Genomic DNA, 21,686 nt, shown 5'->3' with positions numbered 1-21,686 from the left:
TCAAGTTACAATTCTTTGGCCGAATTAAATCGTGGAACCGGCTGAGCTGGGCTATTTGCGGGATGCACTGTCAGTAACGGTATTTACTTTGCGTTGCGGGGTTGGGCTTCCCGTTCCAGCCGCTGATAAGCTACTTCAAAATCCTCGCCCGCCTGGATTGCGTCGACCAGTCTGCGCAAGCCACTTCGTCCGACAATGGAAAGCCAGCGCGCTACTTCCTGACCGGCGGTCATGTAAGCCAGCATGACCCGATTGGTGCCGCCCGAAAAGAAGCCTTCTAGCGATTTGAGTTCTTCCAGCTCCAGCACGATCTGTTGCCCGTGGGATTGCAGCTGCCAGTGATCCCGAAATTCTTCGTAGCGGTGCAGGCTGTCCGTAGCGGTGGTAAACCGCTGGTCGATCATCATAGCCAGCCCTTCGTTAAACCACTGCGGAATCTGTCGCTGGGTAGTCAGCCAGCCCAGGCGGGTATACAGCTCGTCGTGACACATTTCGTGGGCCAGCACGTCCGGATTTCGGCCGTAGGGGTTGATGATGATCCACGATTCGCCCCAGGGTGTGCCGAGGCTGCATCCGGCACCTTCACTGTCCTGGCAGTACTGTTGATACTGTTCGGGGGTCTGGCAGAAAATAACCGTGGCCTGGCTCTGCGGGGGGCTGGTCCACAGACTTGCCAGCCGTTTGCGGGCCTGATGGATTTCAAAAAGCAGAAAAACACGCTGGTGTTCCGGGGTCGTTTTATCAACCCAGACGCCCCTGGCAAACTTCTGAAAGTCAGAACCGTACTCGATCAGCTGACAACGAAAAATCTGCGGAAAAGCCGCAAAATACGCCAGGGGTAGAATCAGTAAAAACAACAGGACGCGAACAACCCAACGCATTCGTGATAAAGTTACGGTAGTTGATAGATGGTTTTCCGAGGGCAGCGAGCGGTATCCTGGAAAACCATCGACGTGGAACGAATCGTTTAGAACGATCCGGCGTTTTCTGCGTGCTGACTGATCAGTTCGGCCACCTTCCGACCGGTTTGCATGGCCGCATTGAGCGAAGGATAGGCCGTCTGGTCACCGCACTGAAAAAGCCGTTCGCTCCGTTTCAACGGGGCGTGCGTGGCATCCGGCAGGTAGCTCGGCAGGGCTTCCGGAAGGTGGTACGTCTTCAGCCAGCGCCAGTGCTCAACCTCCGGGCCAAACCAGCCCGCCAGTTCTTTCCGAATCCGGTCGGCTAGGGCTTTTTCGTTCACAACCTCCAGCCCCTGTGTGCTGACCGAGATCAGCGACTGCCCATCGGGCGCGTAGGAGGGAGCAACATCACTCAAGATGGCGAGATTGTGAATGGCCGATTGACGGTTGGTGTTGAGAATCAGTAATTTTTCGGCATTGGAATAATCGGGTTTAGGCGGCTTGGGTGCTGCGAAGTACGTGTTCGTGGTGTGGTTAAACGAGCGCACCGGAGGAGTAGCGCCCAGCAGACGGTCAGCGGCAGTTGCATCGACGGCCAGCACCACCAGATCGGCCTGGATGGTTTCGCCGTTTTCCAAATACAAAATCGAATCCTGAATTTGCCGCACCGGCGTGTTCAGCCGGATTTGCGCCGGACTCAGCCGGGCGGCCAGCTGGCGCGGAATAGCTTCCATCCCGGCGGCCGGAACAGCGGCATCGCTGGAGTAAAAATTTTTGAAACAGAACTGGAAAAAATTACTGGAGGTCGTCAGGGCATCTTCGAGAAAAATCCCCCCGAAGAACGGACGGAAGAAACCGTTGATAACCTGTTCCGAAAAGCCGAATTCTTCGAGAAACGTTTCGGTATCCGTAGCTTGTTGTTGAAAAAACTCGTCGGTCGAAAAACCACCCACCTTCCGAATCAGTTCAACAATCCGGATCTTGTCGCTGAATGTGGCTGCGTCGGACGCCAGGGTCTGAAAGAGTCCTGAAGGTTCGCGCAGCGGGTTAATCAGCGAAACCCACCGGGCGGAAGCCTGATCGATGGTGCTGTGAATCAGCGCCCCGGGCCGGAAGCATTGCAGCTTCAGTGCGTCGTAATCCAGCAACCGTCGGGCTTCGGGATAAGCCGTCAGCAAGATTTGAAAACCCCGGTCGAGTCGAAAACCGTCGACAACGTCCGTGCAGACCCGTCCGCCAACGCGGTCCGAAGCTTCCAGCAACTGGGCTTCAATACCCGCCTGGCGGAGGTAAACGGCGCAGGTTAATCCGGCCATGCCGGCTCCCACAATGACTACAGAAGGTCTGGATTGCATCAGAATGTCAGTTCTAGTTGTTACAAAAATACGGGTTACCCAATAGGATGGTTATTTTTGCGCTTTTTGTTTGTTACCAATATGAATTTACTGGTTCTGGATAATGTCGATTCATTCACCTACATGCTGGTGGATTACCTCAAGCAAGCGGGAGCGACGTGTCGGGTAATACGCAATACGGCTTCGCTCAGCGAAATTAGAACTGAATCGTACGACGGCGTGGTGCTGTCGCCCGGCCCCGGAACCCCCCGGCAAGCTGGTTGTATGATGGAAGTCATTGAGCATTACCATGAGCAACTGCCTGTCCTGGGGGTTTGTTTAGGGCATCAGGCGCTGGGGGAATTTTTCGGAGCACGTCTGATAAATGCGGCAAAACCAATGCATGGAAAATTATCGGTGGTTAGGAAGTTATCGGAAGATGCTTTACTACGCGATCTGCCCGCGGAATTTACGGTAACCCGCTATCATTCGCTGGTGCTGGAGAAACTGCCCGCTGATCTGGTCGAACTGGCTGCTACAGTTGAGTGCGAAAATATGGTGATTCGACACCGTAATTTGCCAATCTGGGGTATTCAGTTTCATCCGGAAGCGGTATTGACTCAATACGGCTTCGAAATATTAAAAAATTGGATTACCTTTGTGAATACGACCAGATGATGCCTTTTTTATTGTATTTTTCCAATTTTTCTACGACAAAACAAAGACCGCTATGAACTATCGTGTTCGGAAAGAAGGCAACTTCCGCTACATTGACGAAGGACAAGGCGATGTGTTGCTGTTGCTTCATGGATTATTTGGTGCTCTGAGCAACTGGGATGGGGTGATCAACGCATTTGCCGACCGGTACCGGGTTGTTATTCCCGTGATGCCCATTTATGAGATGCCCATCCGCGAAGCCGGATTAGAAGGATTAGTACGATTTATTGAAAGTTTTCTGGATTTTAAAAAGCTGACGGATCTGACGCTGCTGGGCAATTCGCTGGGGGGGCATGTCGGTTTATTGTACACCCTGAAGCACCCCGATATGGTAAAACGGCTCGTGCTGACGGGCAGTTCGGGGTTATTTGAAAACTCGATGGGGGGGTCATACCCGAAACGCGGTAGCTACGATTACATCGCCGAGCGTGTAGCCTACACGTTCTACGATCCGAAAGTTGCCACGAAAGAACTGATCGACGAGGTGTTCGAAATTACCAACAGCATTCCCAAGTGCCTGCGCATCGTGGCCATTGCCAAATCCGCTCAGCGGAACAACGTAGCCAAGGAGCTTCACAACATTACGATTCCAACCCTGTTGATCTGGGGGCTGAACGATACCATCACCCCGCCGGAAGTTGCGCACGAATTTAACCGGCTGATTCCAAACTCGGAATTGCACTTTATTGATAAATGCTGTCATGCTCCCATGATGGAGCACCCGGATCGGTTCAATCGTCTGCTGATTGAGTGGCTGGAGAAGCAGCCGCTGACCGAAATCAGTCGCCGGAGTGATCTGACCGTTGCCTGACATCTTAAAGAATTTTCCGGAAAGTTTTTGAAACTCTAAGGGAATTTTCTTAGTTTTCAGCTATACTGTAGTTGCCTATACTGCTCAGCAGGTTCGCTTCGTTAGTGTGTTTAGGTAAAGTAAACAGTAATCAGACAGTAAACTTCCGACACCGATGCTGGCCTCTGAATTAATAGACCCGATGATACCGGCCCTGAAGCCGACGGACACCGTTGGGCAGGCCCTCGACTGGATGCAGGAACACCGCGTTGGGCAGTTAGTAATCGTTGATCAGGGGCAATACAAAGGTTTGGTCAATGAAGACCTGCTGATGGATGTGCCCGACGACACGCACCCGCTGAGCGATGTGATGCGGCTTTTCGAACATCTGTCGGTGCACGAAAACCAGCACCTCTACGAATTGCTCAGCCTGATTGCGGAACACCGACTCCAAGTTATTGCGGTGGTCAACGAAGAGCAGGAATTCATGGGGACGGTATCAGCCAACGAACTGCTCAAACAGTTTGCCCAGTTGCTCGGCATTCAGGAAGCCGGGGCCATTTTGATCCTGTCCATCAACGAGCGTGATTATTCCATGGCCGAAATCAGTCGGCTCGTCGAGTCGAATAACGTCCGGATCATCAGCAGCTATTTCGCCGGAGCCGCCTACGGTATGCCCGACAAGTCACGGCTGACGCTCAAACTCAACCGCAAAGACATCACCACCGTTGTGGCTACGCTCGAACGCTTTGGCTACACCATCGAAGCGGCTTTTGCCAATACTCCCATTGAAACCATCGATCAGGGGCGGCTCGAAATGCTGCTCCGGTATCTGGATTCGTAAATCTGCAGTCAATCAGTCGGCAGTTCCTAGCAAAATATTGGACTTTTCAGCCATCTTTGCAATCGGACTGACGGACGCTCTTTATGAAAATTGCAATTCACGGACGTAATGTTGTCGATCTGGCTACGCCCTTCATTCAATCCATGTTTGATGAGCTGGCCCGGCGGCAAATTGAAATACAGTTATCAGAAGTCTACCGTTCCGCCCTCGATCTTGCCGGTGTTGCTCACCATACGACGCAGACCTACACGTCACATCTCGATATTTTTGACGCCGATTTCGCGTTCAGCCTGGGGGGCGACGGCACCTTGCTTGAAGTGCTCACCCACGCCGGACCGGGCAGCATTCCCATCGTAGGCATCAACATCGGTCGGCTTGGTTTTCTGACCACCATCTCCCCCGAAAACCCCGAGTCACTGCCGAAACTCCTGCAAGCCCTGACAATTGGGGATTACCGGATTGACGAACGGACGCTGGTGACGCTGCAATCGGACGAGGACTTGTTCGACGGGGTTCCGTTTGGACTCAATGACGTTACCATTACCAAAACCGAAACGTCGTCGATGATTACGGTGCATACCTACCTGAACGGCGATTTCCTGAATTCCTACTGGGCCGACGGGCTGATCATCTCAACCGCGACCGGTTCTACCGGGTATTCGCTGAGTTGCGGAGGGCCGTTGTTGTTGCCCCACAACAGCAATTTCATCGTGACCCCCATCAGTCCGCACAACCTAAACGTCCGTCCAATGGTGGTGCCGGATTCCTCTCAGTTGTCGTTTGAAGTCGAAAGCCGGAGCAACACCTTTCTGGTTTCGGTTGATTCGCGGTTCCGGACCGTTAATACGGGCACCCGTCTGGCCGTTCGGAAAGAAAAATTCGCGGCCCGACTGGTCAAAATGAGCGATGACAGCTTTCTCAATACCCTGCGAAACAAGTTAAGTTGGGGCTGGGATATTCGGAATTGAGTCGGGTCGTGATCGGCCGGGCGGATAAAGCAGTGTCAGTACCTAATTTTAACCCTAATTCCCGAACAGTTTTACCCACTGATCCAATAAAATACTAAAAGTGGGCGTTTCAGAGGAGAAGATTGGGCAGCGTTGCCGGTTTTCAACCCAATGAATCAGAAGCGCCGGATCGCAGGTGCGGTAGTATGCAAAGAAATATGAAGAATAACTTACTGATTGTCAGTTTGATTGCGTCGGCGTGTGCAACATTGCAGCCGGTTAATGCACAGGCGCAGGGCCGCCGGAGTCAGTTTGTCCCGTATTCGGAAGTAGGTTTGGGGCTGGGAACGTCCAGCTACTACGGCGAGATTTCCGGTTACCGCAAGCCCATCAAATCCACGTTTCTGATGATGCGCTGGAGTGCTGCGGCCATGTACACGCGTCACTTTACGCCCCGGCTGTCGGCCCGGGCTTCCTTTACCTGGGCGCGGATTGCGGGCGACGACTACACGTACAACCGCAAGGATATGGCTTCGGGAATTGCGCAGTACGTACGTAACCTGCACTTCCGCAATGACTTGAAAGAATTCGGACTCACCGGTATATATCAGTTTGTACCGGACGGCCGTAATTCAAATTTCCGCTCCAAACTAACGCCTTACGTCTTTTTAGGACTGGCTGCCGTGGCGCACAGCCCGGAAGCCCGGACGCCGGTTGGGTTCAGCACAACCCCGGATGATACCGAACAGCGCTGGGTGAAGCTGCAACCGCTCGGAACCGAAGGGCAGGGCCAGAACGGGGTGAAGCCGTATTCGCTCGTCACGCTGGCCATTCCGTTTGGCTTTGGGGTTCGCTACAAACTAAACGAGCGCTTTGATCTGGGCGGAGAAATTGGATTCCGGATGACCACAACCGACTACCTGGATGATGTGGGCGGACCATTTCCGGATCCGACGATCCTGAAGGACGATCTTTCGCGGGTTATGGCCGACCGGCGGTTTGAACCAACAGCCGCCCGAAAAGGAGGGGACCGGCTGACCGAGTTGCAGAATCATCTGGGAACCAACGATCCGTTTGCCGTCATTGCGACCGACCAGAATTATACCGCGCGGGGCGCCGACGGGCGTCTGAAAGATGGGTACATGCTGATTAACTTTCAGCTCCATTACATTTTGACACCACGCATTAAATGCCCTCCAATCCGATAAATAGTTCAGTGTCAATATCCTATTTTTTACGTAACGATCCGATGGGAGCCGCATCCATGAAGGCGGCAGGCCGGGCTATTGGGCTATTGGTTGGCTGCCTGCTCCTGCTGGGGCCGGTAGCCCGGGCGCAGTCTACCTGGGAGGTGGGCGCGGGGTTAGGCGGTATGATCTACAAAGGCGATCTGGCACCCAGCCTGATTCCGGGCAACGTCCGCCCGGCGGGTAACCTGCTGGTGCGCTACAACGTCAGCCAGCCGTTTACAGTGCGGCTGAACCTCGGGCTGGGCCAGATTGCGGGTAGCGACCGACGGTTCAATGACCCGTTTCAGCAGGCTCGCAACCTGGCGTTCAAAACCAATATCCGGGAGCTGAATGTGCTGATGGAGTACAACTTCCTGAACTACAAAGATCTGCGCAAAGTAAAGAATTGGACCCCGTACGTCTTCGGCGGGCTTGGCTTGTTTACTTTCCAGCCCAATCCCCAAAGTCCGGGTTACCAGCGTAAATCACTCTTCAATTTTCCGCTCGGCGTTGGTATTAAGTACGAGTTTAAGCGGCCCTGGAGTCTGGGACTGGAATACGGAACCCGTTTTTCGGGCTCGGATTACCTGGATAATTTCGGACCCAATACATTCGGCGGATCGGACAAACTGCGGAACGGCAATCCCAACTCCAAAGATACGTACACCTACGTGGGCCTCAGCCTGACCTACCGATTCTACCGCATTACGTGTCCTGAATAACCGTTGTTTACGACTTTTTTCTTATTTTTCGATCTTGAAATAAGATAGAATACAGCCAATCAAGGTGAAATCAGGATTTTGGAAAACTATGCGGTGGGTCGGCATCCTCAGTGCTTTATGGATTGGATTGTCAAACTCGGCCTCTTCGCAAACCGTGGTCTGGTCAGGATCGGACCTGCCGCGCGTCGATTCCATGTGTCAGCAATTCCAGCAGCTTTACACGCAGATTCGGGAAGAAAGCGTACTGCCGGATTCCGCCCGGAAAATCTTCAGTGATATTATGCTGGGCCTGCGGACTAAATTTCGCTCCGCCGAACCGTTCCGACTCGACAGTACGCACCGGGATAGTTTGCTGCGGACGGCTTATTTTTCCTTTCCGCTGCGCAACTACACGGCCGACGCCATCGGGGGGCGACACGGAGAGGGATACCGGGGCAAAGGCTTCGATTTGTTTGATTACAACGTTCGTGGGAGCCATCCCGCGCAGGATATTTTTATTGTTGACCGCGATCAGGATTGCATCGACGACCATACCGACCGCCCCGCCGATGTGCTGGCCATGACCAGCGGAGTGGTGCTGGCCATCGAAACTGCCTGGACGCCGGGTCAGGAATACCGGGGCGGCAACTGGATCTGGATTTACGACCCCATCCTCGACGGTTTGTGGTACTACGCCCACAACAATGCCGTGCTCGTGCGGCCGGGTGATTGGGTTCAGTCGGGTCAGAAAATTAGTGAAGTGGGCCGCACCGGTTATAACGCCTACGCTACCCGCTCACCGACTCACTTGCACCTGATGTACCTGCAAATTCAGGAAGACGGGCTCCCAATTCCCCGAAATCCGTACTCGTGGCTCCTCTCCGCCCGAAACTTCTAGGGAAGGATGCGGTATGAAAAGCGCTGTGGTAGCCAGCTCACAACGCATCATTCGTAACTCTTGCCTGCTAACTTTTGGCTCTTGCCGTTCAATAATACGGTACGTCTCGTCTCATTTTCATCGGCTGTAGGGGGTAATTCATCCGGGTCGGCGGGCGGTGTCCGTTGCCGGTAGTTGTTGTGGCTACTTTTGATGCATTAATCAAACACAAACAACAAATTACTACTGTCATGAAAAAAGTCCTGTTAGCCCTCGTTACGCTTTTCGCCGTTGTCAGCTGTAAAGACAAGGAAGAAATTAAACCGGAAAACCTTGGTACGTACCTGATTTACACCAGCCTGAATGGCGCTAAATTCGATCAGGTTGAAGTGAAGCTAAACGGCAAAACCGTCGGCGTCCTGACAAAATCGTATGCAGAGGCCAGCTCCCCCGCCTGCGAGACGGAAACCTCCGCCAGCATTTTGCGCATTAGCCAGCCCGCGGGAAGCTATTCGCTGGATGCCATTGCCACCATGAAAGGAAAAGCCGTAACCAAATGGTCGGATTCAATTCGCATTGAAGCCGGGTACTGCAGCAAAACCCGGTTGACATCAAAGCTGTAAGTCTTGTCGATGGCGGTTTCCGCCTAGCTGCCATCCCATGCGTCATCTTATCCACACCAGCCAAACAGCATCAAAGCCGTGCCTGACCGTACGGCTTTGATGCTGTTTGGTCAGGTACAAATTACGGCGGGGAATGAGTTGATTATGTCTTCTCAAAGCCTCTTTTCATCGGTTCAATGCATCCGGACCTTGCGATGCTCTTTATCCTTTGTAACTTAACTGAATCATCCATCGCTCTGATAATCAAAATGTCGTCCCCAATTTCTAGGCAACCCAGCAACCGGTATCTGGCCAGGCTCCTGATCGGCCTGATGCTTTGCTGCTGGACCGCAACGGGGCTGGCGCAGCAGTTTTCCGACCGCAACTACGGGGTTTACGACGGGCTTTCCTACGTCTACGTTTCGGGGCTGCACCAGGATCGGGTTGGGCGGATTTGGATTGGAACGTACTACGGACTCAACGTCTTCAACGGAGTCGTGCCAATCATCAACCAGCGGCAAATACCGGAGCTGCCCGACGGGGGCGATAACATCACCGACTCGCCCGACGGAACCGTTTGGGCCTGCGCCGGTAACCGGCTGTTCCGAATGAATACCATTACGTCCACTGGTCTGAAAGTAAAGGAGTTTTCGGTGAACTACGGACGCAAGGAGCCGCAGCAGCAAGTCATCTTTATGACCGCCGACCACGAAAACAACCTCTGGTTTTCGGCCCGCGCCAGTGAGAGGAATGTTGGGCAACGGCTTTACTGCTGGCAGAACGACCGGATGCTGGACGTTACCAAAAAGTACTTCACCAATCCCGAGCAACGCTTTCGGGGCATTCTGACCGACTGGCCCAACCGCCGGATTCTGTTTTTGACCGAAGAGGGCCGGTTGTGGGAGTTGAAAAATAAGCAGTTGACGCTGATTGTGGACCAACTGCCGCTGGATCAACTCCTGGCTGACCCGGCCGGGCGGTTTTATGCGCTGGCCGGAACTGCCGTCTACCGAATCGAGGGCCAGACCGTTAGCAAAATGTACGATGTGCCGGTACCGGCTTCGGAATTAACGGTTTGCGCCATTGGTCGGAATGGCGAACTGGCTTTTCAGAAAACGCAGGGCGACCGGGATCTTTGCTGGTTTGATGGAAAAACCGTGACCAATTCGCACATCAGTTCCTCGCCGGTCAATCGCCTGATGTTCGACCGCCGGGGAGATCTGTGGGCGGGAACGTCCCACGACGGGCTGGTGCAGATCAAAATGAGCGGCTGGCAGTATTTCGATGAATCAGAAGGCTGGCAGGAAGAGACCAATAACATTGGTGAAGACCGCAACGGCGAGATCTGGTTTGCATCCTGGGGGCAGGGATTGAGTCGGCTGGGCCCGACTGGTGTTGTGCCCGACCGTTCTTACCGAAAAGCCTTGCCGGTGGACCATTTTCACCCGACCAGCCGGATGGATGCCGACGGAAATATACTGCTGGTAGCCGAACCCCGGAAAGGAGTTTACCGGTTCGACGGACAGCACTACCGCCTGTTGCCCGGTTCTGATACGGCCACGCTGGCGCTGGGCTTCTATGACGATGTTCGGCGAAACCGGTATCTGATTGTTTCGAGCCATAATTTGTTTATTTACAACCGCCAGACCTTGGCCCTGACGGCTGTAATCCGGTTACCACCCGACCTGTACAGCAATATAGAAGCCGATAAGTTTGGGCGATTCTGGATCTGCGGTCTGGATAAATCCTTAATGTGGGACGGCAAGAGCCGCTCTTTTGATCCGTTAACCCGAAAGAATGGCAAGCTGCCGACCCGGATCCTGGCCGAAGTCAAGCGTGATAAACGCGGAAATTTGTGGATGGCGTCGGGGGAGGGGCTTTGGTTTTATGACTACAAAAAGTACCGGCACATTGCTCCGGGGTTCATTCAGCGAACGATCACTTATTGCCGACCGTTGGGCCGGTTTCTGATGGTGGGGACGCTGGAGGGATTGTATGTGTTCGATATGGAACGGTTTTACGAGACGGGTGAAGAATGGGTGGCCTACTTCGACCGGCAAAACGGGTTTCGGGGCAGTCAATGCATCTTCAATGGAATTTTGCTCGACTCGCGCGGGCGGTTGTGGGTAGCCACGCGCGACCGCATGATGATGATTTCCGAAAGACGGCTTTTTCAGTTGCTGCAACCCGTGCCAACCGGCATCCAGGCGTTTCGGGACATGCGTTCCGGGCAGATTATCAAACCCCAGAAGGAAGCCATTGCCTTTAAGTCCAGCCAGAACGACCTGGAAGTTCGGCTTCGGGAACCGGAGTCGGGAGGTTTGCTGGCGAGTACGTCTTACCAGTACCGGCTGGAACGCCTGGACGGTAATCCCACCGCCCCGGAATGGTCGGAGCCGGTTCATGATAATTTTTTTGCCCTGCAAAACCTGAGTGACGGGTCTTACCGGCTGACTATTCAGGTGTTACGGGCGGAGGGCTTGTGGAACACCCGTTCCATCGTGCAGGAATTCCGGATTGCTCCGCCCTGGTATGCCACCTGGTGGTTTCGGACGCTGGCGATGCTGGTGATTATCGGAACGGTATTTTACTGGCGGTTGCGGCAAATAAGAAGGGCGGCACAACGGCGGTTGAACCGGCTTCAGCTACAGCGCCGGATGTCGCAACTGGAGGTTGAAGCGGCCAACCGCGAGAAGCAGGAGTCTGAAATCCGGCGGAAGCTGGCCGAAGCCAGCCGGGCGCGGGCGTTGCTGGAAGTCAAGGCCATCACCAACCAGATCGACCCGCATTTTGTCGCCAATTTCCTAACAGCCATTCAGTCGATTACCTACGAGTCCGACCCGGATACGGTGGTCAGTTACCTGGCAAAATTCGGTTCCATCTTCCGAAATCAGTTGATGAGTAAAAGCCGGGTTTTCTGGACGTTGCGCGAAGAACTGGAGTTTGTCCAGAATTACCTGGACCTGGAGCGGCTGCGTTTTGGCGATCGGATCAGGTTCGCGGTGAAAGTCTCCGAAGGAATCCCGATGGACACCAATCTGCCGAAAATGCTGATTCAGGGCTACGTTTCCAATGCCATCAAACACGGGCTGGAACACAAGCCGGAGGGCGGAACCGTCTGCATACGGGTTTGCCAGTCGGACCAGCATCTGGAAATTCAGGTACAGGACGACGGGGTGGGGCTGGAGAAAGCCCGGCAATACCGGCGTCGGAGTACGGGCCGTGGCCTCAACATCAATCAGGCGGTTTTCGACCAGTTGAATCAGTTCAATGAGGTGAAAAGCTCCCAGCAGATCATTGACCTGACCGAACCCCAGACCGGTATCTCGGGCGTGCGGCTGGAAGCGCAGATTCCTCTTTATCCGGTCTTGCCGCCGGAGGAAGTCACGGTCGATTCTTAATTTCTAGTGATACTTTATTGCCTACTCGTCACCATGAATCCACTAATTGTTAAATCCGTCATTACCGACGACGAACTTCCGGTTCGGCGGACGTTACGCAGCATGCTGAGTTCGTTGCCGGAAGTAACGGTAGTAGGCGAAGCCGGCAACGTAACCGAAGGGCTGGACCTGATTGCGGAGCAAAAGCCGGACCTGATCTTTCTGGACATCAAAATGCCCATCCGGAGCGGGTTTGAACTGTTGGACGAGCTGACGCGGCAACAGCAGTTTTACGGCGTTATTTTCGTGTCAGGTTACCCAGACGATGCCCTGACCGCCGTGCAGAAAGCCGCCCCGCACCTGCACTCCGATTTTGTGGTCAAACCCATCGATCCGCTGATTCTGAAAGACAAGTTTCGGCTGTTTTACACCAAATGGCGGGCCGATAAAGAGCACGAAATAGAACTGACGCTCCAGTTGGAGAAGGCCTTCAGCCAGAATCCGGAGTTGGCGGCTCTGTCGGGGCCGCGATTTCTGACGTTTCAGAATTCCGTGGCGCTTCACCGCATCGAAGTAGCCGACATTATGTACTGCGAATCGGCCAACAAACAAATCAACGTGTACTGCTCCAAACAGGAACATCTGAACGTGCCGAACCTAACGCTGGATTCGCTCGAAAAGCTGCTGCCTGCCGATCACTTCGTCCGGATCGGTAAAAGCCACATTCTGAACAAAGGCGCCATCAGCTACCTCGAAAAAGGCGCCCGGCCCAAGTGCCGGCTCGTGCTGGGCAACCGCGTCCGCGAGTTGCTCATCTACGCCAGCAACGTCTGGAAGGTCGAGGAGAGTTATTCATAGCTGCACGGCTAAGGACTTTTAGCCGTGCAGCTTCGACTTACCAGTTTGGATTCTGGGTCATTTTTGGATTGGCGTTAATTTCAGCCAGCGGAATAGGCCACAGGTAATCCCGTTGCGGGTTAAACTTCCGCTGTTCAACGACTACCGGTTTGCCGGTCGCGGGATCAACGGCTCCGTATACCGTGCCGTTTAGCACTTGCTCCCCGATTTTCCAACGGCGGATGTCGTAAAACCGTTGTCCTTCAAAAGCGAGTTCAACCTGCCGTTCGCGCCGGATGAATTCGCGCATTTTAGCCTGTGAGTTGTATACTTTCGTGTCAACATTAGGCATCCCGGCCCTTTTACGGATCTGGTTCAGGTAACGAAGCACATCCGGGTTTTGCCAGTCTCCGGTTTCTACGAGGGCTTCAACGTAGTTCAGCAAAATTTCTGCATAACGGATTACAAAAAAATCGAGCGAGCCGTTTTCCTGATTGCTGACATCACGCCCATCCAGCCACTTTTTAATCCAAAATCCGGTTTGAGTCGATTGGGTCTGACCAATCAAATCGATGCTGGTCGTGGTGAACGGATCCATTTTTCGGTTGAGAAACGTTTCCCCCGGTGTCAGAATGGAAGCCGTAAAGCGAGGGTCGCGGTTGTTGTTATGATTCGGATTCTTCGTATAAATCGCCAGACTATCCGGCCCGAGTTCCTGCAATGTTTTTCCCTGTTTGGTCTCGTAGGTATTAACGATGGCTAAAGTCGGACTCGTGGTGGCGTTGGCTCCGCCGAAGCTCTTGGGCGCTAAACGCAGAAACGCCTGTCTTTGGCCGCTGCGGAAGAAGAATACCCGCTCTCGATTCACCAAACCGGTGTAGGTAAACAGGGCGGCATAGCTGTTTATGGCCGGGTCGGCGCTTTGGTAAAGTTCATACACATTGAGGTCAATGACTTTTTTAGCGGTAACGGCGGCATTTTTGTAATCACCGATAAACATGTACAAATTTGTTTGGATGGCATAGCACACTCCCTTGTTTATCCGATACATATCGCTATCCGGATACCGCTCGGGTAAGACTTCAGCCGCCTTGTTCAACTCGGAGATGATAAACGCCACTACCTCATCCTGCGTATTTCTTCCCACATACTGTTCGGCGGGGGTTAAAGCATGATCAACGATGGCAATAGGGCCAAACAGGGTAAACAATTCAAAGTGATACCAGGCACGCAAGGCCCGGGCTTCGGCGGCATACCGCTCTTTCAGGGTGGGGTCCTGCACGTACGCCTTTTGGTAATTTTCCAGAAAACGGCAGGCATTCCGGATGGAGTTATACCGGTTTTGGTAATGCGCCAGCGGAATGCCCGAAGAACTGGTTGCCGTTCCCAGCGTAAACACTTCAAAGTCGGTGTAATTGGCGCGAAAAACCGATTCGTCGGATGCGCCGGAGAGGTGAACCCGGGCGTTGGAGTAGAAATTATTGTAGATGATAACGCCCGTAGGAACGCCCTCGTACACTCTTTCCAGGGCGTTTCTTAGATCGGTTTCCAGGTTCCACCACTTCTCGTCGGTGGTAGCGGTTGGATTGTCACGTTCCAGAAATTCCTGGCAACCCGTTCCTATAGACAGCAGAATGATAGCGACAAAAAGGCGAATAGGAGTTTTCATAGTCAGTTTCAGGTTGAGGATTAAAACCGGATGTTCAGGCCCAGCGAATAGGTCTTGAAAATCGGGTGAGTACCCTGATCTCCTTTGGTTTCCGGATCAATAATTTTCATTTTCGTGAAGGTCAGGGGATTTTGGGCGTTGAAGTAAATCCGGGCGTTTTTAACGCCAACCCGGTTGGTTATAGTTGCCGGAATTGTGTACCCTAGTTGAATGTACCTCACCCGGGTAAAGGCTCCGTTGACCTGCCAGAAATCCGAAAGCAGGCCGTTATTACCGGGCGTGGGCATCAGGCGGGGGAAGCGGGCGCCGGTATTTTCGGGCGTCCAGTAATCCAAATGCCAGGTTAACGGCGTTCCCCCTTCGCCGGATACGTTCAGGGGCAAGGCAATGCGTCCGGTATAAAAGGCGGCCACATTGCCAACCCCCGTCAGGAGTGCTTCGACATCAAAATTTTTGATTTTGAACGAGAGATTTCCGAAGTAGTTCGCCAGCGGATCCGTCGGCCCCAGTAACACCCGGTCGTCGTTGTTGATGACGCCGTCTTTGTTAATATCCTCATAGCGAATGTCGCCTGTCTGCTGGCCGGAAAACACGGCAATGCCTTTATCGATATCACCCTGCTGAATCAGGCCCATGCTTCGAAAACCGTAGTATTCCGTAATGGCTTGACCTTTAGCCCAGATATTGTTCCCGTTGATAATGGGTGTTTCCTGTGACAATTTCAGCCATTCGGAGCGGTTGCGGGAGTAGCCTAGGTTGATGCTGAAGCTGATGTCCTTTGTAATGCTTTTGTTAAAGCCTACTTTCAACTCCCAACCCGTGTTTTTTACGCTGCCGATGTTGAGCGGTCCGGTTAGTAAGGCTGAAGTGAGCGTCGGTTGAGGACTTAGAATCAGGTCGTCGGTCCGTTTGCTATACCAGTCGAATGTGACGTCCAATTGCCGGTCAAACAAACTAACGTCCGCACCAATATCGGTAATCCCCACTTTTTCCCAGGTTATGTTCGGGTTGCCAATCGAGTTTTCCGTGCCGTTTCCCGTGTTGATCGTCGACTGATACATGTAAGGGCTAATCGCGTTGTTTCCCAGCATACCGTATGATCCCCGAATTTTAAATTGGCTCAAGACCGGTATCTCCTTCAAAAAGGCTTCGTTGCTCACGTTCCATCCCACCGCCATCGATGGAAAGTTTCCCCATTTACGGTTTGGAGCGAAGAGGGACGATCCATCCCGACGCATCCCTAACTCCACCAGGTACCGATCGTCGTAACTGTAATAGGCTTTACCAAAAAAAGAAATGAGATTGATTTCCTGCCAGGCATCGGCATTATTCATTTCCTGCGAATAGCCCCCCAACACGTTCAGCCGGTGATTACCAATATTTTTGGTGTAGTCCAGGTTACCGCCTGCATAATAGTAGCTTGAGCGGTTCGTCGGTCCGGCCGATTTAATGGTTCCATAATCCCAACCGGCTTTGTCGTTTGTGAAGTAATCGAAAAAGACGTAAGCTTCCCGGTCGGTTTTGTCCGCACCGGAAGATACTCGGTAACTGAACTGGCCCTTCAGGGTTAAGTCCCGGTTAATATCCCATTTAGGACGTAGGTTAATGAGCACTTCATCCCGAATCCGCTGAACCGTGCCGCCTTTTTCAACCTGCGCCAGCGGATTCCAGCTTTCGCCGTAGGTTCCGTAATAAGCATAGCCGGGCCGCTCAGACTTTTCCGGAAATCTGGCCATGATATTAGGAGGGGCCGTAAAAATCCAGTTCAGTAAGCGGGATGTATTTCCGCCGTACGCATACGGCTCCATCTGCGCATCACGAGAAGCAAACAAATCCATAAAGACAACGATGTCCTTGCGCAAATCGACGCTGGTGTTGGCCCGGACGGTAGCCCGGTTAAATCCCGAATTGGTGACCAAACCGTCCTGTTTGAGGTAGTTGGCCGACAATGAAAAACGGGCCGTGCTGTTTCCGCCCGATACCAGCAGGGCGTGCTGTTGCAGGGGAGATTGCTGCCGGAGTAGTAGTTGACCCCAGTTGGTATTCGGGTTCCGGTTGGGATCGGTGCCGTTCGCGGTATTGGTAATTACTTCCTCCGAATAGGTCGGATCGCCCCCCGTATTGCGCCGGGCTTCGTTGACCATGCGCATATACGTGGGAGCGTCGACAAAATCAGGTGTGGATATGGGGGTCTGGATACCGTAAAAACCGTTGTATTGTACATCTACTTTACCGGCAACGCCCCGTTTGGTCGTAATCAGAATGACGCCGTTACCGGCCCGGGCGCCGTATACGGAAGCGGCTGCAGCATCTTTTAGAATGGAAATATTTTCAATGGTGTTCGGATCAAGCTTATTCATGTCGAACGGCACACCATCCACCAAAACCAGGGGCGATGAACCCAGCAGCGAGCCAATGCCCCGGATTTTAATCGAAGCGGCATCCCCGCCTGGCAAACCTGAACCCTGGGTCACGTTGATGCCCGTCGTGCCACCTTGCAGCGCCTGCGACAATTGCGTGATCGGCTTGTTATTGACGTTAGCCAAATCAACCGTGCTGACCGAGCTCGCCAGGTATTTGACTTTCTGCTCCGAAAAGCCGGTTACTACAATCTCGTTCAGGGCGTTAACATTCTCTTCCAACGAGATTGTCATGTTACGCTCCCGGCCCGTTACCGTGTATTCTTTGGTTGAAAAACCAACGTACGAGAAAACCAGCAGGTCACCGGCTTTAACGCCCATGTCAAAAAAGCCGTCCCCGTCGGTCGTGACACCCTGGGTGGTTCCTTTGACAATAACCGTAACACCCGGCAGCGGTCCGGGCGGCTCTTTCTGATCCAGCACCCTTCCCCGGATCCGGACGGTATCAAGGGCGGATGTTTTAGCCGGTAACGCGGTAGTATTGGGCTTTCTTGGTTTTAAAATGATGTGGTTGTGGACGAGCCGGTAGGTAAAGGCTGATTTTTTGAGCGTATGATCTAGCAGGGACGCAATTTCACCGGTTTTACTCTGAACCGTAACGAATTGATTAACGTCAACTTCTTTATCACTGTAGAAAAACCGGTAGTCTGTTGTTCGTTCGACCAGTTGAATGAAGTCGCGTAGTTGCATCTGTTCCGGTTTTCGCCGGATAAGTTCACGAACGGGATCTGATTTGGCTTGAGAAAAGCCCGCCTGAATCGTCAGCAGGGTGACAAACAGTAGCTTTTGTACAATACGCAAGCCACTTCTACCGGAGTCGGTAACGTACTTGTGGTTCATAAAAAATGGATTTAGAAATAGAGTCGTTGATCGAATCAAACTGGATGGTTACGCTAGCGGATTAGCAGCGTGTCTTTTTGGATGGAATAGTTAAAGTCGCTACTGGCCTGAATGACCTGCAAAACCTGCTCAAGGGGTTCGTTTTCGTCAAAACTTCCGCTGAATGTTTCCTGGCGGTATTTGGGGTTGGCAAAAAGGATGTGGATATGGAAACGTCGTTCGAGCCGCCGGGCCAGCTCTTCAAAAGCCAGGTGTTTGAATTCGAGTTTGCCCGTTGTCCAGCCGGTATGTTCAGCGACATTGACGGCTTGAATGACAATAGGATCGCGCGTACTCCGGATTGTGGCGGAAAAGCCTGGCTTGAGAATTGAAAAAGCGGGGCTTCCCGTGTGCGAAACGGCGACCTGACCGTGCACCAGAATAACCCGTTGGTCAGTTTCGGCGGGATACGCATAAACGTTAAATGCTGTGCCCGTAACCCGTACCGTAGTGCGATCAGTATGGACAAAAAACGGTTTCTCCGGGGCGGATCGGACCTCAAAGTATCCTTCTCCCTCAAGGCTCACCTCCCGGTTTGAATGATCAAACCGGGTTGGATAGCGAAGTTTGGAGCGGGCATTGAGCCATACAACAGACTGATCCGGCAAGACGATTCGGCTCCGTTTTCCAATTGGAGTTTCTACGGTTTGATAGCTGTTTTCCGGCTGTGAGGAGGTTGGAATGAAATACGCCAGTAGAGCAACTCCGACTACCAGAAGAATCGTGGCCGCCACTTGCACCCACCGCCAGCCGCCGGTCCCCAACGGTCGGACGGTTTCCTGATTCAATTGCCGTTTGACCAGCTGCCAACGCCTTTGGGTGTACTCCATGTCAGCCGCGTTCACTTTTTCCAGGCTGGCGATTGACCAGGCATTTTTGATCTGGATAAACAGTCGTTTATTTTCTGGAGAGTCTTCAACCCAGCGCAGAAGTGTTTGGGCTTCTTCTTCGGAGAGTTCATTGGCCAGGTACCTGGCTATTTGTGTTGCGTTCATGGCGTACCGATTTGTGCGTAAAAACAATGCAACCGGCACTAGCCCCTATCGGAATGATAAAAAATAATTGATTTTTTATATTATAAAGTTGATGAGAAAAGAAGCACGAAGAACGATTAGCGATAACTTTGCCAGCAAATCATTAACAATGAGCGGTTTGTGGGCAATTTGCCAGAAGCGTTTCACAGTTCTTGTTCAAGCAGAAAGATTATCATACCCATATAGGGTTTCAGCTTATGGCGAAGAATCGACAAGGCTTTGCCAATATGGTTTTCGACGGTTTTGTGGGAAATGCCCAGTTGATCGGCAATTGCCTTGTGAGAAAGATGCTCGAAACGACTCATGACAAATACCTGGCGGCATTGAGCCGGTAGCGAATCAATAGCCGCCTGAATGGCCTCTTCTAATTCCTTAAATGACAGCCAATTCTCATCCAGTTGCTGGAGGGCTTGTTGGTTCAATTCCAGTTCCGCCGACCGGCGAACTTTGTGGTGAAAGCTTTTAAGGTAATTCAGACAATGATTGCGGGTGAGGGTTAGAAGGTACCCGTTGATGTTACTGTTATCGTCCAGGTCCTCGCGTTTGCGCCAGAGAGTAAGTAAAACTTCCTGGGCGATGTTGCGGGCTTCTTCCCAGTCTGAAATGTATGAGTAAGCAAATTTTACCAATCTGGGAAAATAATCATGAAAGATTTGCTCAAAGGTTGACTGACAGCCTTCTTTCAAATCCAACACTTCTTTATTTCCTATTGGCTTAATCACCGGAGTCGCTTTGTTTGAAAATATCCCGAAATATAAAAATTGCTGCTTTTTTTTGAAAGATATCTCTGGCGTTAGGTACTTGAAAAAAGCATTTTAATTTCAAGTACTCCATTAAAACGGCGCTGAGCCACCAGACTCGGTGGCCCGGCGCCGTTTGTCAAGGTATTGTTACCAACCCGGGTTTTGCTGCAATGCCGGGTTTAGCGCCAATTCGTTAACGGGTAAGGGCCAGAGGTAGTCCTTGGCGGGATCGAACCTCCGGAAGCTGGCATCCTGCACGACGATGTAATTGTCCGGGGTCAGGTTTACCGTTGAGGAGACGTATTCCGTTTTGAAGAAGTAGTTGCCCAGCACGGGTTTAACCAGTTCCGTCTCGGCGGTTTTCCAGCGGATCAGGTCCCAGTACCGGAAGCCCTCCTGCGCCAGTTCGACCCGTCGTTCCCGGCGGATTTCGTCCCGCATGTTCAGCCCGTTGGCCGCAGCAAAGGCGTTGGTCAGCTTGGCCACACCACCCCTGGCCCGCAGGCGGTTGATGGTCAGGTCCAGGTCGGCATCGCTGATGGTACCGTCCAGTTCGTATTTCGCTTCGGCGTAGGTAAGCAGCACTTCAGCGTATCGCAGCAGGGCCCGGTCCGTAGTGGAAGCCTGCGTGTTCCAGTCGTCGATGTTGGCGTATTTCCGGAACGTAAAACCGGTTTTGTTGAACACCAGATTCGCGATGTCAAATACCGGTTTGGTGGTCATGTACGGATCGCCGGCTTTCATGAACGTTGCATTCATCCGGGTGTCGCGGTTGGTGAAAACGTCCGTCGATTTTACCGGTGCTTTGTGCAGGGGAGACTTCGAAATCGGCAAACCGTCTTTCATCAGGTACGAATCGGCCAGACTCTTCGTCGGGCTCATGTTCCCCGTTTCCAGGCTGCCCCGGTAATAATTATGGGTCGATACGCGGTCGGTATTCGATACCCCGTATTGCCGAACGATGATGTTCTCGCGGTTTTGCCGCCCTTCACCCGCCAGTTGGAACAGGTCGAAATAATTGCCGAACAGATCGTGCTCTTTGCTGTCCATTACGGCCTTCGCGGCATTGACGGCCAGTGTCAGGTGGGTATTGGGGGTGCCGTACTGGTGGTACTTCGATCGGGTACCTTCAAAAAGGGCTACCCGCGCCTTGAACGCCAGAGCCGCCGTATTCGAGATTCGGCCGTAATCGGCATTTCCCAGGGCCGTGGGAGTCGGGAGTTTCGCAATCGCAACGTCAAGATCCTCGTAAATCTGCCGGAAAATTTCATCCCGGCTGGCTGCGGGTTGGGTCAGTTCGGGCGAATCTTCGGTCAGGGTTTTCAGGATCAGCGGCACTCCGCCATATTTCTGCACCAGCGAATAATAGCCCCAGGCCCGAAAGAATCGTGCTTCGGCCAGGTATCGGTCCAGTACGGCGGGGCTAACGGCACCTGCGGCCCGGGGAGCTTTCTCAAGGGTGTTGTTGGCCGCCCGGATTAAGTTGTAGACGTTATTGTACTCATTCGTTGCCGTAGCCGGGGCCAGCCGTGAGCCGTCACTGATGTTGTTGGCTGCCAGTCCAAAGGCGTCGTCCGACCAGTTATCTTCCGTATTGAAGCCCGGCAAAAACGTATACAGGTAATTGTTGGCTAGTTTGATGTCGGATTCCGACTGCCAGAAGGTTTCGTCCGCAATGTTGGTTTCGGGCAACCGGTCCACTTCGCACGCCGTCAGACACGCCAGGAGCGCCAGCGCAGCAAAGCTATTTTTTATAAGCACTTTCATGGAAAATCGGTTTT

General features: G+C 52.8%; 17 protein-coding genes. 10 read left to right on the top strand and 7 right to left on the bottom strand.

The window, feature by feature from the left end:
* Nucleotides 1-83: 83 nt before the first annotated feature.
* Together OQ371_RS02465 and OQ371_RS02460 are read right to left on the bottom strand one after the other, a co-directional pair.
* A complete protein-coding gene (locus OQ371_RS02465; RefSeq protein ID WP_265992159.1) occupies nt 84-881 on the bottom strand; it encodes a hypothetical protein in 798 nt (265 codons plus the stop codon).
* Between the two features lie 86 nt (nt 882-967).
* Complete coding sequence (locus OQ371_RS02460) at nt 968-2,257, bottom strand: NAD(P)/FAD-dependent oxidoreductase (protein ID WP_265992157.1); 1,290 nt, start codon at nt 2,255-2,257, stop codon at nt 968-970.
* A gap of 81 nt (nt 2,258-2,338) precedes the next feature.
* Between OQ371_RS02460 and OQ371_RS02455 the strand changes: the two genes are divergently transcribed.
* The 10 genes from OQ371_RS02455 (at nt 2,339) to OQ371_RS02410 (ending at nt 13,181) form a co-directional block, all read left to right on the top strand.
* The gene (locus tag OQ371_RS02455) at nt 2,339-2,914 is read left to right on the top strand and encodes an anthranilate synthase component II (protein ID WP_265992156.1); all 576 of its coding nucleotides are present in this window, start codon (nt 2,339-2,341) and stop codon (nt 2,912-2,914) included.
* A 52-nt stretch (nt 2,915-2,966) separates the two neighbouring features.
* Entirely contained in the window at nt 2,967-3,764 is a 798-nt protein-coding gene (locus OQ371_RS02450) for an alpha/beta fold hydrolase (RefSeq protein WP_265992155.1), read from the top strand.
* Between the two features lie 154 nt (nt 3,765-3,918).
* A complete protein-coding gene (locus OQ371_RS02445; protein WP_265992153.1) occupies nt 3,919-4,587 on the top strand; it encodes a CBS domain-containing protein in 669 nt (222 codons plus the stop codon).
* An 83-nt stretch (nt 4,588-4,670) separates the two neighbouring features.
* The gene (locus OQ371_RS02440; RefSeq protein WP_265992151.1) at nt 4,671-5,555 is read left to right on the top strand and encodes an NAD kinase; all 885 of its coding nucleotides are present in this window, start codon (nt 4,671-4,673) and stop codon (nt 5,553-5,555) included.
* Between the two features lie 197 nt (nt 5,556-5,752).
* Nucleotides 5,753-6,742, top strand: coding sequence for a DUF6089 family protein (locus OQ371_RS02435; protein WP_265992150.1), 990 nt, complete (start codon nt 5,753-5,755; stop codon nt 6,740-6,742).
* Nucleotides 6,743-6,783: 41 nt separating this feature from the next.
* The gene (porG, locus tag OQ371_RS02430) at nt 6,784-7,485 is read left to right on the top strand and encodes a type IX secretion system protein PorG (protein WP_265992148.1); all 702 of its coding nucleotides are present in this window, start codon (nt 6,784-6,786) and stop codon (nt 7,483-7,485) included.
* Nucleotides 7,486-7,573: 88 nt separating this feature from the next.
* Complete coding sequence (locus tag OQ371_RS02425) at nt 7,574-8,362, top strand: M23 family metallopeptidase (protein ID WP_265992146.1); 789 nt, start codon at nt 7,574-7,576, stop codon at nt 8,360-8,362.
* A gap of 230 nt (nt 8,363-8,592) precedes the next feature.
* Nucleotides 8,593-8,964, top strand: a complete 372-nt coding sequence (locus tag OQ371_RS02420; RefSeq protein WP_265992145.1) for a hypothetical protein — start codon at nt 8,593-8,595, stop codon at nt 8,962-8,964.
* A gap of 248 nt (nt 8,965-9,212) precedes the next feature.
* Nucleotides 9,213-12,344 (top strand): sensor histidine kinase, encoded by a 3,132-nt coding sequence (locus OQ371_RS02415; RefSeq protein WP_265992144.1) that lies wholly within the window; start codon nt 9,213-9,215, stop codon nt 12,342-12,344.
* A gap of 33 nt (nt 12,345-12,377) precedes the next feature.
* Nucleotides 12,378-13,181 carry a LytR/AlgR family response regulator transcription factor gene (locus OQ371_RS02410; RefSeq protein ID WP_265992142.1) on the top strand — a complete coding sequence of 268 codons (804 nt, stop codon included), beginning with the start codon at nt 12,378-12,380 and terminating at the stop codon, nt 13,179-13,181.
* A gap of 37 nt (nt 13,182-13,218) precedes the next feature.
* Here the strand turns inward: OQ371_RS02410 and OQ371_RS02405 are convergent, their stop codons facing one another.
* The 5 genes from OQ371_RS02405 to OQ371_RS02385 form a co-directional block, all read right to left on the bottom strand.
* Nucleotides 13,219-14,829, bottom strand: a complete 1,611-nt coding sequence (locus OQ371_RS02405; protein ID WP_265992141.1) for a RagB/SusD family nutrient uptake outer membrane protein — start codon at nt 14,827-14,829, stop codon at nt 13,219-13,221.
* 20 nt (nt 14,830-14,849) lie between these two features.
* Nucleotides 14,850-18,089, bottom strand: coding sequence for a SusC/RagA family TonB-linked outer membrane protein (locus OQ371_RS02400; protein ID WP_265992140.1), 3,240 nt, complete (start codon nt 18,087-18,089; stop codon nt 14,850-14,852).
* 53 nt (nt 18,090-18,142) lie between these two features.
* Entirely contained in the window at nt 18,143-19,123 is a 981-nt protein-coding gene (locus OQ371_RS02395; RefSeq protein ID WP_265992139.1) for a FecR family protein, read from the bottom strand.
* 182 nt (nt 19,124-19,305) lie between these two features.
* On the bottom strand, nt 19,306-19,884 hold the full coding sequence (locus OQ371_RS02390) for an RNA polymerase sigma-70 factor (RefSeq protein WP_265992138.1): 579 nt from the start codon (nt 19,882-19,884) through the stop codon (nt 19,306-19,308).
* 168 nt (nt 19,885-20,052) lie between these two features.
* Nucleotides 20,053-21,672: a RagB/SusD family nutrient uptake outer membrane protein gene (locus OQ371_RS02385; protein WP_265992136.1), complete on the bottom strand. Its 1,620-nt coding sequence runs from the start codon at nt 21,670-21,672 to the stop codon at nt 20,053-20,055.
* Between the last annotated feature and the right edge of the window lie 14 nt (nt 21,673-21,686).

The sequence above is a fragment of the Larkinella insperata genome, assembly GCF_026248825.1.
Taxonomy (GTDB): Bacteria; Bacteroidota; Bacteroidia; order Cytophagales; family Spirosomataceae; genus Larkinella; species Larkinella insperata.
Note: the sequence above shows the minus strand (reverse complement) of the source record. Positions and strands in the feature narration are given on the sequence as shown.